A 14566-nucleotide genomic window follows, 5' to 3' on the forward strand; every position below is an offset into this window, starting at 1 on the left:
GAGGCAGGATGCGAAAGGTAATCTGCACAGAGGATAAACATTTGACAGACAACTCAAGCCTTGGAATGAACACACAAATAACTCACAGGGTATTTGGTAGAAACGCACCGGAGGCAGTAAATTCAGCAAATGCCGAGATGGAGAGACTTGAAAAAATTATGAGCCGCTATATACCCGAAAGTGAGATAAGCCTTATAAACCAATTCTCAGGAATAAAACCTGTCAAAGTATGTGATGAGGTTTACAGGGTGCTCTCATATGCCAATGAATTATCCGGTATATGTGATGGACTGTTTGATGTTACCATCGGCCCCCTGGTGGATTTGTGGAATTACAAACATGCGCCTGGGGTGCCCGAGGAAGCAGATATCAGTCAGGCTCTGTCATTGGTCGGCTATTGTGATCTGCTGCTGAACCCTTCTGTAGGCACTGCCGGACTTGGAAAGCAGGGGCAGTCCATTGATTTGGGAGGGGTGGGGAAAGGTTTTGCAAGTGACAGAATTATTGAAATATTCAAGTGCTATGATATTGTGTCGGCTTTTACCAATATCGGAGGGAATGTCTCAACACTGGGAAATAAGCCTGACGGGACTCCCTGGATGGTTGGCATACGCCATCCGCGGCAGGAGGGCTGCCTGCTGGGAGCCGTTCCGGTTACCGGCAGGTCAGTGGTTACCTCCGGTGACTATGAGCGGTATTTTATAGACCGGGAAGGTGTCCGGAGGCATCATATCCTGAGCCCGGTTACAGGATATCCTGCCCAAGCCGGGCTTATAAGTGCTACGGTTATTTCGGACAGTGCTATGCTTGCCGACGCATTATCCACTCTTGTTTTTGTGTCAGGGTTGGAAAGAGGGGCCGGGTTTATTAAAAGGTTTCCCGGCACCGAAGCCATTATGGTGGATGAGCATCAGCAGATATATATAACACACGGACTTAAAGGCTGCTTTCAGCCGGCAGTCCATATTTCAACCAAAATTATATGAAAGGAAACAGATGCAATGAAAACTACTGTGAGAAAGAAGGGGAAAATCAAAGTGTGGATAGTTATATTGGTAATAATAGGAGTAATAGGAATTGCTCTATTGGGAGGAATAATGGGTACCGAACCGGGAAGACGTGAAATTAAAAATCTTACAATTAACGATATAAACTTTAAAAATTTACGTGACGGTACATATGTGGGAGAGTACAAGGGCAAAAAGGACAGTTTTCGAAATACCCGGGTAGAGGTAACGGTATCTTCAGGCAGGGTTACCGGTATAAAAGTGCTGAAGGGAGCTTTGAACAAAGAGGGAAAACCGGCTGAAATCAACTCAAAGGGTTCTACCGTAGAAGATTTGTTTGAGAAGGTTATCGAAACCCAGTCCTTGCAGGTAGATGTTATCAGCGGTGCCACCCTGACCTCAAAAACACATATAAAGGCTGTGGAAAATGCGCTGGAGCAGGCCGATTAGAAGTTATATACAAAGCTCGATCAAGGAGGTTTTCAATGAGCAATACAGTTATTTCCTATTCGCTGACCGGCAACAACCGGGCTTTGGCCGACAGTGTGGCAAAGGAGCTGTCTGCTGAACATATTAAAATAGAAGAAGTAAAGTCCCGCACCATGGGGTCTATTGTACTGGACATAATTTTTAACAAAATCCCAATGGTACGGCCACTGCCTGATAGCACTATTAAAGCGTGTGATTTGATTGTTTTATTGGGACCGGTCTGGATGGGAAAGGTTGCCACACCGCTCCGCTTGTACTTGAAATATTTGAAGACCCACCCATGCAGCTACGCATTTATCTCCATAAGCGGAGGTGCTGACGGCTCAAATCCCGGGATTGCAGGTGAACTGGAAAAAAGGACGGGGAGGGCCCCTGCTGTGTTGCTTGACCTCCATATTACCGGACTTTTACCATCCAACCCCAGGCCTACCCGTAAAGCCACATCGGCATATCGGTTAAAACCCGACGATATTGTTAAATTGACCGGCAAAATTATGACAGCCCTTTCACCATGAAAGGGACTGTTTTTTTATTATCAGGGGTTTTGCTTTTATTGTTAAATAAATTTATAATAGCAATATATATGTTAATTTAACTCGTTGTGCAGGTCATTTTTGCCTGAAAAAAATTGCTACTGATTATAATGGTACTTCCCGCACTAACTTCAAGCAATGGATGCACACAAAGCGCTTACTTGAAATAGTACGGTTCATAACAAGTATTTTTTCCGTCGCAGCAACTCGACCATCCGGGTCTCGAGTGCTGCTCAAAGTGACCTCCTGTCACTTTGCCGGCTAAAATACTTGTTTTTCACCTGCAAATTTCAGCAAGCACTTTTACCGTGCTCTCCATTGCTTGAAGTTGTACTCGCGTACCAGTATAATCAGGATAATTCTTTTAACTGCAAAATTGAGCATTAAAGATAGAACAGGAGATACATATGTCGGACTATATATTAACCTATTCAAAGACAAAATTTTATCCGCTGGAACCTGTAAGGGAGGATATAAAAATTGAGGATATTGCCCACGCGCTTTCCTTGATGACAAGAGCCAATGGGCATTTCAAGCACTTTTATTCGGTGGCCCAGCATTCAATAAGCTGCTGCAGGGAGGCCCATATTATGAGTTTGACACGCTGATGAATGTTCAGCTGTTTGAGACCAGACCTGCCGTTTCAATGCAGCACGACTTTTCGCAGAGGGATTTTAAAAGTGTGGAAAATGAGTTCCTGAGCTTGTTCGAGGAAGTTTCCGGGTAAGGAAGAGACACTCCTGCGGGCAGTTTATCCGGTGAAACATCAAAATGATTTGAGAATAATAGAGCATTAAAATGGAAAACTATTCAGAAAATATATTCAAAGTGAGAATTTTGGAATGACAATTGAACATAATGTATTTACTGAAATCGAGACACATTTATTAGAGGACAAACAGCCGTCAATTTACCTGGAGGATATATCAAAAACTCCGCTGTTTGAAAAATATCCCCTTGTGCTGCTCAACAATCTGAAGAAGACCGGTCAGTCTCCCAGGCACCACCCTGAAGGCAATGTGTGGAACCACACCATGCTGGTGGTGGACCAGGCCGCAAAGGTCAGGGATAAAAGCCGGGATCCCAGGGCGTTTATGTGGGCTGCCCTGCTTCACGACATCGGTAAGCCCGATACGACGAAAATCCGCAAAGGAAGGATTACCTCCTATGATCACGATATAGCCGGAGCTGATCTGACAAGAAAGTTTTTAGCCGGATACCTGGAGGAGGAAGGTTTTGTAAATAAAGTTGCAGAGCTTGTGAGATGGCATATGCAGATACTTTTTGTCAATAACAATTTACCCTTTTCCGATGTGAGATCAATGTTAAGGAAAACAGACGTTGATGAGGTAGCCCTCCTTGGCTTCTGTGACAGGATGGGCAGACTCCATGCCGACCGCAGTGAAGAGGAGGAGAATATTAAGAGGTTCCTGGCAAAGGTTAAAGCTAATCAGGCCTGAAAACCTTGAGCTTTCTCAGAAAGGCCATGGAGAACAGCTGGGCACAGCCCACAAACAGCAGGAAATAGTTCAGATGGCTTTCATTCCCGAAAAAGGTCAACAGGCTTATAAGGAGCACCGTACTTATAAACCTGCCTGAGTTGAGCATTATTTCCTTGTTGATGATATATTCCACTCTCAAATCCTCCTCATGCTGCAGGCTTATAATATTAAAGCTTGCCGAGGACAGCGGCACCAGAAAGAAAGGCACGAAGGCCGAGTCCAAAATCATAAAAAACAATAATGAGCCGTAGCTTATATTTATCACAAGCCCCAGTACGGCCACAAACATAAGGATTGCACCCAGCAGCATTGAAATCAGTCTCAATTTGGGCTTGATAAGTTTTTGCTCGGCTATATATGCCGCTGAGGAGATAAGGGATGCGAAGAGTGAAAATTTTCCCACGGCCAGTTCACTTCCGGTTGCTTTGTATACAAGAACTATTATGAGAAATCCTATGATAACATCTCGGAAGCCCCATAGGGCAATGCTCCTTCTAAGATTTTTCCAGTCCCCGCAATTGCTTTTAAAGATTTTGCCATAGTTGAGACGGGTGCCGTAATTATCGGCTTTCAGCATCAATGATACCAGGATAAGGATTATAAATAATATCAAGGATGAGGAAAAGACGATGGTATAGCCGGCTGACATGCTGTTTGCATTGATTATGAAAGCTGAAGTAATTGGTGCAGCCGCTCCGCAAACCCCTGATATTCCGCCGTTGAACCCGTTAAAAGTGTCCCTGTTTTCAGTGGAGGTAAAATCGAAACTCAAAACATGGTAGGAAAGCCAGTAAAAGCCCCCGGCTATGCCGAACAGTGCACCCACAGGTATTACATATTTCGTAACATCATTTTTTAATATCAATATAAACCCGAAAAACATAATAAAAAAAATTATTCCCAGCCTTAACGCCCAGATACCGTTCTTTTTTTTGGACAACCGGCCTGCCAGTATAAAAGCCGGAGGTATAAGGGCATAATGCATAAGGTTGTATTGTGCTATTACTATAAAATTGTTGGATTTCTTCCAGAGAAAAATGTTTACAAAGACGTTGGAAAGACCCATTGCAAGCGTAAACAGGGCACTGATAACAAGTAAAATTTTAGCTTTTCCCGACATTACTACCTCCAGAAATTTGATTATTATAAAAGTTGCCGCTCAAGTTTTTATTTTTAACCAAGTAAATGGAGATTATTTTGTTTTTAATTAAATATAATGTGGTAAAATAAAAGTTAGTTCTTAAATACTTTTATAAAAAGTTTTGTTATTATAAATTTGATAGGACCGGTAAATTGTTTCAGCCGGGCCGGAAATGGAGAGATAAGTATGATTAATTTTGAATTCTATAATCCTGCCAGAATAATATTCGGAAAGGATACCGAATTCCAGGCCGGAAAGCAGATTGCCAAATACGGTAAAAGAGTATTGCTGCACTATGGCGGAGGCTCCATCAAAGCCAATGGTGTGTATGATAAAGTTGTAAAGTCACTTAAGGAAGAGGGTTTATTCTTTGTGGAACTGTCGGGAGTTGTTCCGAATCCCAGATTAAGCCTTGTCCGTGAGGGAATTGAGCTCTGCAAGGAAAATAATCTGGATTTTGTGCTGGCGGTGGGCGGAGGCAGCGTTATCGATTCAGCCAAGGCCATAGCGGCAGGGGTCAGATACAGCGGTGATGTATGGGAATTATATATGGACAATTCAAAACTGGCAGGACTGACAGAAGCTCTTCCGGTAGGAGTTGTTTTAACAATACCCGCGGCAGGCTCCGAATCCTCCACAGCTTCAGTTATCACAAACGAGGAAGGCTGGCTGAAACGTGCAATAAATACCGAGGTGGTAATACCGAAATTTGCGGTATTAAACCCGGAATCCAGCTATACGCTTCCCGCATACCAGACAGCCTGCGGTGCAAGTGATATTTTTGCCCACCTCATGGAGAGGTATTTTACACAGGAACCAAATGTGGATTTCACAGACAGGCTCATTGAAGCAAATATGAGAACCATACTTAACAATGCACCTCTGGCTTTGAAAAACCCCAATGACTATAATGTCAGGGCCGAGATAATGTGGGCGGGTGCAGTAGCTCATAACAACCTCCTGAATACCGGAAGGATAGGTGATTGGGGCAGCCATGACATAGAGCATGAAATCAGCGGAGCATACGATATAGCCCACGGTGCGGGTTTGTCCATAGTGTTCCCTGCATGGATGAAGTATGTATACAAGCAGAATGTGGACAAATTCATACAATTTGCAATGAGAGTTTTCAATGTGGACTTCAGCTTTGATGATAAGGAAAAGATTGTATTTGAAATGATAGAGAGACTTGAGGCCTGGTATGTCAGGATGGGTCTGCCCATAAGATTGTCCGATGTGAACATAGGAAGCGAAAGAATACGTGAAATGGCAGATAAATGCATGGTTGGACGTACCCACGTAGGGAACTTCCAGAAGCTCAGGGCCGATGACATTTATGAGATCTATAAATTAGCACTGTAGCAGCTATAACCGTAGTTCGGCGAAACAGCGAGAACACGGACCACAGCCCGGAGCGGCGGCATTTGCCCTGAATTCCGGGCTGTTTTTATGCCGGTCGGCAAATTGTGCTCCATACTCTAAAAATATAGGAAAATATTACTTTTATATTATTGAACCTTATGGTATTTATGGTAAAATATTCATTAAACCATAAAAAGGGAATATCCCTTAAAAGGCAGAAGAAAAAGGAGGGCCGGTTAAATGAGTGATATTATTAAAATCCTGATTGTAGAGTATGACCCTGATTTTGCATTTTTAATCAAACAGCAGCTGTCAAAGGAACCTGATTTCAATTGCATCGGGATTGCTTCAAATTACGCTGACGCCATAAAACTGGCTAACGTGTATATGCCCCATGTAGTCATTATGGACCTGAACCTTTCATTATCCGAATTTGAAGGAGTGGAGATTTCCAGGGAAATCAGAATAAAGACAGGGGCCAAGGTAATAATCCTCACTTCTCTCGAATCGGAGGGAATTGTGGAGTATGCGGCAAAAAGAGCCTTCGCCGCGGATTGCTTGCTTAAAAGCCAGTTTTCCATCCTGTGCAACACAGTGAGGTACGTTGCAAATGGAACGACTCCCCATCAGCTTTTAATCAGAAAGCTGATCCTGGAGGATCTATCCAACGCCGAAAAAAATATATTTGATATGATAATCGGAAAAAATATAGGGATCAAATCCAGCAACAAGACCATATCCAATCAGAAAACCAGCATTTTGAAAAAGCTTGGGCTTAAAAATACGAAAGAATTGATAAAGCTGATGGGATGAAGGCTGTTTATGTATTATAATTATCTTATATAATTAAAACGTTTTGAGTAAAATAAGATAAATAATATTTTAGGAGCAGGTTATGGAAGGTTATTATTTGATGCCCCATCCGCCTCTGATAATTCCCCGGGTGGGCAGAGGCCAGGAAAAACAGATACAGAAAACCATAGACGGTTGTAATTCGATAGGCCTTGAAATAGACAGATCAGGTATCCATACAATAATAGTCATTACACCCCATGGAACTGTTTTCCGGGATGCAGTAGCTCTGACCGGGATTGAAAACCTTAAAGGCGATTTCGGTAAATTTGGAGCCAAACAGGTCAGCTTTAACATTAAAGTTGATTTGACACTTACGCATGAAATAATAAGGGAAGCGGAAAAGGCCCAAATTGCCGTCGCAGCCCTTAACAGGGAAAATGCAAAATCCTATGGTGTATCCCTGGAGCTGGACCATGGGGCAGCTGTTCCTTTGAGCTTTGTTAAAAGCCTGGATAAAATTGAACTTGTCCACATCACATATGGAATGCTCTCTCCCATTGAGCTCTATTCTTTTGGTATGGCTATAGAGAAGGCCTGTCAAAAGACCGGTACCAGGGCGGCAGTTATTGCCTCGGGGGATCTTTCCCACAGGCTTGCAAAGGATGGTCCCTATCCGTACAGTCCGTACGGTGCAAAATTTGATTCCCGCCTGCTGGAACTGCTTGAGCAGGGGGATTTCAAAGGCCTGTTCAACCTTGATGGAACTATGATCACCGAAGCCGGAGAATGTGGCCTGCGGTCACTTTATATTCTGGCGGGAACCCTTGACGGAAAAGATGCCAAAGCCGAAATTCTGAGTTATGAAGGTCCGTTTGGCGTAGGTTACGGTGTTGCACGCTTCAAGGTATCCGAGGGCAGATCAATTTTTGACGACATAAAAAACCTGGGCCGGGAGAGCCATGTGAAAAGGCTTGAGGAAGGCCCTGCCTATACCAGGCTTGCCAGGCGTAATATTGAAAACTTTTTCAGGACAGGAAAGTCTCTGACGGTAAAGGGTATTAAAGATAAAGAATTATTAAACGATAGAAAAGGTGTATTTGTATCCCTGAAGCTGGCAGGTGAGTTAAGGGGCTGCATAGGAACCATAGAAGCCGTCACCTGTTCAGTGGGAGAGGAAATCCTTAATAATTCCATATCAGCTGCCTTTAATGATCCCAGATTCTCACCCCTGAGGGAGGAGGAACTGTACCAGCTGGATATTTCGGTTGACCTGCTGTATCCGGCCGAAAAATGCAGTTTTGAGGACTTGGACCCCAAAAGCTATGGAGTCATTGTCACCAGCGGCAAAAAGAGGGGATTGCTGCTGCCCATGCTGGAAGGCATTGATTCCAGTGAAGAACAGGTTTCCATTGCCCTGCAGAAGGCAGGAATCGGAAAAAACCAATCCTATGAAATCGAGAGGTTTAAAGTCGAGAGATTTAAAGAGGTGGAAGCTTGAAAAAAGAGGCTATGTTTTTTCATCCCGAGGAAGGGAAGATCAGATGTGTGCTTTGCCCGCACTACTGCCTTATAGCAAAGGGGAACGTCGGGTTCTGCGGAGTGAGGCAGTGCGGCCAATCCGGGGATGAACTGAAGCTGTTTACATTGAATTACGGAGAAATAACCTCAATTTCACTGGACCCCATAATAAAGAAACCCCTGTACCATTTCCACCCCCGGGATAACATATTATCCGTGGGGAGCTTCGGCTGCAATTTCAAATGCAGTTTCTGCCAGAATTATTCTATTTCCCAGCACAGGGCCGAAAGCCGGTATGTGCCGGCCGGGGAAATGGCAGATATAAGCCTTCGGAATACCGACAGCATAGGTCTGGCTTTTACCTACAATGAACCGTCAATCTGGTACGAATATGTTTATGATGTTGCAGGTGAGATAAAGAGAAGGGACGGGGAACATAAAATAGTGCTGGTCACAAACGGATATATAAATGAGGAACCGCTGAAAAAGCTGCTTCCCTATGTTGATGCCATGAATATTGATTTAAAGGGTGACGGGGAATTTTATAAAAGCATTTGTCTGGGCAAACTGGAACCGGTTATGAATACCATCAGGGTTGCAAACGGAGAGGGCTGTCATATTGAAGTAACCACACTCCTTATTCCCGGAGAAAACAACAGCCATGAAACCCTGGACAGGCTGGGCGATTTCCTTGCTTCAGTAGACAGGGATATTGTACTCCATGTATCACGTTTTTTCCCAAGGTACAGAATGAAAAAACCTGCAACCGGCATTGAAGATTTAAAAAAGGCGTATCAGCAGTTAAGGAAAAAACTCACCAATGTGTACGTGGGCAATGTCAGTGAGGAAGAAAGGTCATATATTATGAACCAATGATTATTTTGGGTGACTATTTTGGGGAGTGTGACATGGCAGAACAGCTGAGTCTTTTGGATAACAGTGTTGAAAAGGTTTCAAGCGGCAAGCTTAAAACAATAATCTCGGCGTCGAGGAGAACCGATGTGCCTGCCTTTCACTATGACTGGCTGCAGGAGGTACTTGCGGCGGGCAGGGTTCAAGTGCCTAATCCAAGGTTCCCGGATAAACGGTATGAAGTGGATCTGACGCCTGAAGGAGTCCATTCCATAGTACTGTGGAGCAAGAATTTCAGCAGGGTTTTAGATGCTCCGGGGCACCTGACCGAATATAACCTGTATTTCCAATACACAATAAATAACTACTCCGGGCTCCTTGAACCCAATGTCCCCAAATATGCCGAAACTCTGAAAATACTGGAGGGCCTGCTGGGAAGATATTTACCCGAGCAGTTCAACATACGGTTTGACCCCGTAATCATTTCAACAAGGGGTGAGATAAGTCCGACACCCCATATGCCTGAGAAGGCAAGACTCATAGCCTTTGAACGGCTGTGCAGGGATTTGTGTTCTCTGGGTATGCAGAGATGCCGGATTACCACTTCATATCTGGCCATGTACAACCATTTAAAGAACAGGATAAAGCAGTGCGGTCTGGATATAAGACACCTGGACAACGATATGCAGATGGATTTTTTTACAAGGCTGGCTGAGATCTCCGGAAATTACGGTTTAAAATTATACTCCTGCGCCAGTACGGTTTTGGAGAAAATTGAAGGTATGGACCGGGGGCAGTGCATTGACGGGGAACTGTTGGAAAGGCTTTTTGGAGGAAGGGTAAAAAAAGCGAAGGACAGTGGACAGAGAGAAGCCTGCGGCTGTTCCGCCAGCAGGGATATAGGGATTTATTCGAAAACCGCCGGCGGGATGAAATGCTTCCATGGCTGCAAATATTGCTATGTTATGGACGGCAGTTGATATTGGTTTGGCACTACAAAAAACACTTACTTTTTATGGTAAGTGTTTTTTAGAATAGAAATTTATAACGTTTTATTAAGATTATCTTACTCTGACTCTATGTTTGATACAGAAATTATGTTCGTTGGAGGCAAGATATATTATTCCTTCAATAAACCCTACCAGGGCGGGAATACCGGTCCAGCAGAACAACAAGTACAATATGCCCATTCCGACCTTACCCATGTAAAATTTGTGGATGCCAATTCCCCCAAGAAAAATTCCCAAAAGTCCGGCGGCTATTTTACTCTTGATAGGCCAGGCGGGACTGATGCCTTCATTAACCATTTGCTGGTAGTGGTAAGCCTGCTGTGCCTGTGCCGTCTGGTTTGGATGTACCGGCGGATGATATTGCTGCTGAGGGTTGGACTGCTGGAAATTGGACTGTTGATAGTTAGGCTGCTGCCCGCCCGCCGGCGTCTGGACCTTTGGCTGTGCAGCTGATGCATTAGCAATAAAGACTTCTCCGCAGTACTTGCACTCTCTTGTGTCAGGTGCGTTGGGAGCACCGCATTGAGGACAAATGTTATCTGACATATATAAAACCCCTTTATTATATTTTAGGATTACTACCTATATTATAGAAGAAATCATACCTTTTTTCCACATTCAGGACAAAATTTCGAGCCGTCGGGTACAGCTGCTCCGCAGGAGCAGGTTTTAGTACCTATTGAAGCTCCGCATTCAGGACAGAATTTCGAGTTGGCCGGGACTGTCTTTCCACAGGTTGGACACTGCTTTTTAGGAGTTTCCACAGGGCTGCCGCACTCACAGCAAAACCTTGAATTTGCAGGATTGTCAAAACTGCAGGCAGGACACTTTATAACCGCATTATCAATAACCGCTCTGGTGTTTACCGACGAAGCCATCTCGCCAAACAGGGATGAACCTACCCCGGCTCCTACATTGCCGCTGACAAAGGCTCCTGCTATTCCCGAGTCGTTGGAGGCGGCGTTGTCGTACACATCAAAGGAACGCTTTGTCACATAGCGGTTATCTCCCATGATTTCAAATTCTGCACGGTTTTTAAGGATTTCGTTTATTTCTTCAAAATCTTCATCGGGAAAATTTATGGACTTTATAAAAAAGTTTACCGGTGCTAAGCCGTATTTTTTAAATTCGGAAGAAATCTTATCCTTTGCCATGGTGGAAATGGAATCCAGTTTGGCGGTGATTTCCAATGCTGAAATTTTTTCATTAATAATTATGTTGGCAATAATGGTTTTTATTTTCTGTACCAGAATACCTTTGAAATAGTCCATTATTGCATCAAACTTGACAATTTCGGCAGGGCCTATTATACCTATAAGCTCGGTAAAGAATTTAAGGTAATTGTCCACCTTGAGCCCCATCTGGCCGAAGGCTCTGACTCTCAGCTTGGTGAAATATTTAGGGTCTATGACCTGCACCGGATCGGAGGTTCCCCAGTAAATGTCCAGCTTGGTAGCAATGTTCAGGAAGAATATTTCAGCAGAAAAAGGTGTTTTTCCGCCAAAAGGCAAATTGACAATGGATTTCAGTATGGGAAGATTTTTTGCATCCAGAGTATATGTACCGGCATTAAATACATCGCATACCGTTCCGCCTTTTACAAATATTGCTGCCTGACCCTCGCCGACAATGAGCTGTGTTCCGTAAACAAGCTCTTCGGAGGGATATTTGTAGACAATCCAATCCCTAGTTCTAAGGCCGTCAAATTTCACCCTGTCGATTATAGCCATAATATGCACCTCAAACCTTATTTTGCTAAAAATTATATCATATCACTGAGCTGAAAACAATTACAAACACATTAATTAAAGCTGTTTTTATTGATTTCAAATTCATTCTTATTATAGTTCAGCATATTCTCATCCCTCATGCTGCTCAATTCCCTGGATAGGGCACTCCGGTTGACACAGAGGAAATCCGCCAGTTCATCGCGGGAAAACGGGATTCTGAATTTATTTGAACCGTGCTTTTGCATTTGCATGGTAAAATAGGCTATAAGCTTTTCACGGGTTGTCCTCTGTGAAAGAATATCCATTCTGTTGTTTAAAAGTATGTTTTTCCGGGCAATCAGCTGAAGCATATTTTTAATCAAAGTTGAATGAAAGCTGCAGGCTGAGCTGCAGGTGGTCACTATTCTGCTGAAGCGTATGAAAAGCACATTGCAGCCGGTGGTAGTCAAAACGGTGACGGGTATCCTGCTCAAATTGGCGCAGGCGAAGGCTTCTCCGAATATATCCCCTTCCGACAGCTCGGACATAATGGTCCTGTTGCCCATAACATCCTCTTTGACTATCTGGGCAGACCCCGATAGGATTATGCCCACCGAAGATACCCGGCTTTCAGCAAGAAAAATTATATCATTTTTGTTGTATTCCTGTGTTCTGGCTCCAAGGCAGCCAAGCAGGCTGTCATATTGGCTTTCATCTATATTTTCAAATATGGCGACGGTTTTAAGCAATTCAAAATAATCCTTCATAAATTTTTCTCCTGGTTGCAAATGCAACCGATTTAATGTCATAAGTCTAGTACAATAAGCACATAAAGTCAATCACAAATCTTAACAGAATTAAAAATAACCTAAATATAAGGAGGCAATTTTTTATGTCAGAAATGTTTTGTTTTCAATGTGAGCAAACTGCAGGTGGAAAGGGATGTACCGGAGCTGCAGGAGTGTGCGGCAAGAAAGCCGATACATCAAATTTTCAGGATGAACTTACAGGTGCGCTGATAGGACTTGCAAAAGCGGCTGAAAAGGGCCGGCCCACAGCACAGACTCATAAGGTTGTTATCGAAGGTTTGTTCACCACCATTACAAATGTAAGCTTTGATAACGCATCAATCAAGAGACAGATTGCGAATATTGAAAAGGAAAAAGCACAGCTTGGTTCTGCATTTGCAGCAAACTACGATATGCAGAAGCTCTGGAATGATAACGAAGATATCCGTTCCTTGAAGTCACTGATACTCTTCGGAATCCGTGGAATGGCGGCATATGCCTACCATGCATTGGTTCTGGGCTATAACAATGATGAAGTAAACGATTTCTTCTATAAGGCACTGAAAGCAATCGGAGAGGATCTCAATGCAGATGCCCTTCTTCCCATAGTATTGGAAACCGGTAAGGTAAATCTCGCCTGTATGGCCATGCTTGACCAGGCAAACACTGAAACTTACGGTACTCCTGTTCCGACCAAAGTACCTTTGACAATCGAAAAAGGACCTTTCATAGTAATTTCAGGTCACGATCTCTATGATCTGTACCAATTGCTTGAACAGACAAAGGATAAGGGCATAAATATCTATACTCATGGCGAAATGCTTCCTGCACATGCATATCCAAAGCTTAAGGCCTATCCGCATCTCAAGGGTAATTTCGGAACTGCATGGCAGAACCAGCAGAAGGAATTTGACAATTTACCCGGTGCCGTTTTATTCACAACAAACTGCCTGATGCCCACAAAGCCAAGCTATCATGACAGAGTATTCACAACCGAGGTTGTCGCATATCCCGAAATGGTTCATATTGATGATGACAAGGATTTCACGCCTGTTATAAATAAAGCTCTGGAATTGGGCGGTTATAAGGAAGACAGGAGAATGACCGGTATTAACGGCGGAGATACTGTTACAACAGGTTTTGCAAGAGGAACTGTCCTTTCGGTTGCCGATAAGGTTATCGATGCGGTCAAGGCCGGAGCAATCAAGCACTTCTTCCTTGTGGGCGGCTGTGACGGAGCCAAGGTTGGCAGAAACTACTATACCGAGTTTGTTCAGAAGACTCCGAAAGACACTGTTATACTGACCCTTGCCTGTGGAAAGTTCCGTTTCAACGATCTTGATATCGGCGAGATCGGCGGTCTCCCAAGAATAATGGACATGGGCCAGTGCAATGATGCCTACAGTGCGATCCAGGTTGCTTCCGCACTTGCAGGAGCTTTTGAATGTGATATAAATGAGCTGCCGTTGTCCCTTGTGCTTTCATGGTATGAACAGAAGGCGGTATGTATCCTTCTGACCCTGCTCTCCCTTGGAATCAAGAACATTTATCTTGGGCCTACACTGCCGGCGTTTATATCTCCAAATGTTCTTAATATACTGGTTGAGAACTTCAACATCAGCCCTGTTTCAACTCCGGATGCTGATTTGAAAAAGATTCTCGGCTGATGTGAAGCTGTAAATTATAAAGCCCTCAAGAAATATTTACTATAAAACAAACCTATAAAAATTGAAGTCTTGTCCATTTCATGCAAAGCAGCTTCTTACAGCAGGGTACCTGTAAGGAGCTGCTTTTGCATGTATAAAAAGCTGGTGTTGGACCACTGGACATATTTTAAATATATGGATATACTCTTATTGA

At 43.6% G+C, this 14566-nt stretch carries 15 protein-coding genes; 11 read left to right on the plus strand and 4 right to left on the minus strand.

What is annotated here, in order from left to right; all coding sequences use genetic code 11:
• Positions 1 to 8 precede the first annotated feature (8 nt).
• The 5 genes from T344_RS0113430 (at position 9) to T344_RS0113455 (ending at position 3489) form a co-directional block, all read left to right on the plus strand.
• Positions 9 to 986, plus strand: coding sequence for an FAD:protein FMN transferase (locus T344_RS0113430; protein ID WP_027629142.1), 978 nt, complete (start codon positions 9 to 11; stop codon positions 984 to 986).
• Positions 987 to 1001: 15 nt separating this feature from the next.
• Positions 1002 to 1457: an FMN-binding protein gene (locus T344_RS0113435; RefSeq protein ID WP_027629143.1), complete on the plus strand. Its 456-nt coding sequence runs from the start codon at positions 1002 to 1004 to the stop codon at positions 1455 to 1457.
• 35 nt (positions 1458 to 1492) lie between these two features.
• Positions 1493 to 2011: a flavodoxin family protein gene (locus T344_RS0113440; protein ID WP_027629144.1), complete on the plus strand. Its 519-nt coding sequence runs from the start codon at positions 1493 to 1495 to the stop codon at positions 2009 to 2011.
• A gap of 425 nt (positions 2012 to 2436) precedes the next feature.
• Complete coding sequence (locus T344_RS31825) at positions 2437 to 2637, plus strand: hypothetical protein (RefSeq protein ID WP_027629145.1); 201 nt, start codon at positions 2437 to 2439, stop codon at positions 2635 to 2637.
• Positions 2638 to 2871: 234 nt separating this feature from the next.
• Entirely contained in the window at positions 2872 to 3489 is a 618-nt protein-coding gene (locus T344_RS0113455; RefSeq protein WP_004626194.1) for an HDIG domain-containing metalloprotein, read from the plus strand.
• On the opposite strand, the gene T344_RS0113460 is transcribed toward T344_RS0113455, so the two are convergent.
• A complete protein-coding gene (locus tag T344_RS0113460; protein ID WP_027629146.1) occupies positions 3476 to 4651 on the minus strand; it encodes a hypothetical protein in 1176 nt (391 codons plus the stop codon). The two genes, T344_RS0113455 and T344_RS0113460, sit on opposite strands and share 14 nt — an antisense overlap.
• Before the next feature lie 207 nt (positions 4652 to 4858).
• On the opposite strand from T344_RS0113460, the gene T344_RS0113465 reads away from it, so the two are divergent.
• The 5 genes from T344_RS0113465 (at position 4859) to T344_RS0113485 (ending at position 10179) form a co-directional block, all read left to right on the plus strand.
• Positions 4859 to 6034, plus strand: coding sequence for an iron-containing alcohol dehydrogenase (locus T344_RS0113465; RefSeq protein WP_027629147.1), 1176 nt, complete (start codon positions 4859 to 4861; stop codon positions 6032 to 6034).
• Between the two features lie 240 nt (positions 6035 to 6274).
• Positions 6275 to 6847, plus strand: coding sequence for a response regulator transcription factor (locus tag T344_RS0113470; protein ID WP_027629148.1), 573 nt, complete (start codon positions 6275 to 6277; stop codon positions 6845 to 6847).
• A gap of 82 nt (positions 6848 to 6929) precedes the next feature.
• The gene (gene amrA, locus T344_RS0113475; protein WP_027629149.1) at positions 6930 to 8327 is read left to right on the plus strand and encodes an AmmeMemoRadiSam system protein A; all 1398 of its coding nucleotides are present in this window, start codon (positions 6930 to 6932) and stop codon (positions 8325 to 8327) included.
• Complete coding sequence (gene amrS, locus T344_RS0113480; protein ID WP_027629150.1) at positions 8324 to 9223, plus strand: AmmeMemoRadiSam system radical SAM enzyme; 900 nt, start codon at positions 8324 to 8326, stop codon at positions 9221 to 9223. Before amrA ends, amrS begins: the two co-directional genes overlap by 4 nt.
• A gap of 32 nt (positions 9224 to 9255) precedes the next feature.
• Positions 9256 to 10179 (plus strand): DUF1848 family protein, encoded by a 924-nt coding sequence (locus tag T344_RS0113485; RefSeq protein WP_051571862.1) that lies wholly within the window; start codon positions 9256 to 9258, stop codon positions 10177 to 10179.
• A gap of 81 nt (positions 10180 to 10260) precedes the next feature.
• Here the strand turns inward: T344_RS0113485 and T344_RS0113490 are convergent, their stop codons facing one another.
• The 3 genes from T344_RS0113490 to T344_RS0113500 form a co-directional block, all read right to left on the minus strand.
• A complete protein-coding gene (locus T344_RS0113490; RefSeq protein WP_027629152.1) occupies positions 10261 to 10755 on the minus strand; it encodes a TM2 domain-containing protein in 495 nt (164 codons plus the stop codon).
• A 53-nt stretch (positions 10756 to 10808) separates the two neighbouring features.
• On the minus strand, positions 10809 to 11939 hold the full coding sequence (locus T344_RS0113495) for an SPFH domain-containing protein (RefSeq protein WP_027629153.1): 1131 nt from the start codon (positions 11937 to 11939) through the stop codon (positions 10809 to 10811).
• Between the two features lie 71 nt (positions 11940 to 12010).
• Complete coding sequence (locus T344_RS0113500) at positions 12011 to 12685, minus strand: Crp/Fnr family transcriptional regulator (protein WP_027629154.1); 675 nt, start codon at positions 12683 to 12685, stop codon at positions 12011 to 12013.
• A gap of 125 nt (positions 12686 to 12810) precedes the next feature.
• Between T344_RS0113500 and hcp the strand changes: the two genes are divergently transcribed.
• Entirely contained in the window at positions 12811 to 14373 is a 1563-nt protein-coding gene (gene hcp / locus T344_RS0113505; RefSeq protein WP_027629155.1) for a hydroxylamine reductase, read from the plus strand.
• The last annotated feature ends 193 nt before the right edge of the window (positions 14374 to 14566 follow it).

The organism is Ruminiclostridium cellobioparum DSM 1351 = ATCC 15832 (assembly GCF_000621505.1).
Classification (GTDB): domain Bacteria; phylum Bacillota; class Clostridia; order Acetivibrionales; family DSM-1351; genus Ruminiclostridium; species Ruminiclostridium cellobioparum.

Bases quoted from the DNA above. Each gene is read 5' to 3' on its own strand.
- T344_RS0113430 (WP_027629142.1), top strand. From the start codon at position 9: ATGCGAAAGGTAATCTGCACAGAGGATAAACATTTGACAGACAACTCA.
- T344_RS0113435 (WP_027629143.1), top strand. From the start codon at position 1,002: ATGAAAACTACTGTGAGAAAGAAGGGGAAAATCAAAGTGTGGATAGTT.
- T344_RS0113440 (WP_027629144.1), top strand. From the start codon at position 1,493: ATGAGCAATACAGTTATTTCCTATTCGCTGACCGGCAACAACCGGGCT.
- T344_RS31825 (WP_027629145.1), top strand. From the start codon at position 2,437: ATGTCGGACTATATATTAACCTATTCAAAGACAAAATTTTATCCGCTG.
- T344_RS0113455 (WP_004626194.1), top strand. From the start codon at position 2,872: ATGACAATTGAACATAATGTATTTACTGAAATCGAGACACATTTATTA.
- T344_RS0113460 (WP_027629146.1), bottom strand. From the start codon at position 4,651: ATGTCGGGAAAAGCTAAAATTTTACTTGTTATCAGTGCCCTGTTTACG.
- T344_RS0113465 (WP_027629147.1), top strand. From the start codon at position 4,859: ATGATTAATTTTGAATTCTATAATCCTGCCAGAATAATATTCGGAAAG.
- T344_RS0113470 (WP_027629148.1), top strand. From the start codon at position 6,275: ATGAGTGATATTATTAAAATCCTGATTGTAGAGTATGACCCTGATTTT.
- amrA (WP_027629149.1), top strand. From the start codon at position 6,930: ATGGAAGGTTATTATTTGATGCCCCATCCGCCTCTGATAATTCCCCGG.
- T344_RS0113485 (WP_051571862.1), top strand. From the start codon at position 9,256: ATGGCAGAACAGCTGAGTCTTTTGGATAACAGTGTTGAAAAGGTTTCA.
- T344_RS0113490 (WP_027629152.1), bottom strand. From the start codon at position 10,755: ATGTCAGATAACATTTGTCCTCAATGCGGTGCTCCCAACGCACCTGAC.
- T344_RS0113495 (WP_027629153.1), bottom strand. From the start codon at position 11,939: ATGGCTATAATCGACAGGGTGAAATTTGACGGCCTTAGAACTAGGGAT.
- T344_RS0113500 (WP_027629154.1), bottom strand. From the start codon at position 12,685: ATGAAGGATTATTTTGAATTGCTTAAAACCGTCGCCATATTTGAAAAT.
- hcp (WP_027629155.1), top strand. From the start codon at position 12,811: ATGTCAGAAATGTTTTGTTTTCAATGTGAGCAAACTGCAGGTGGAAAG.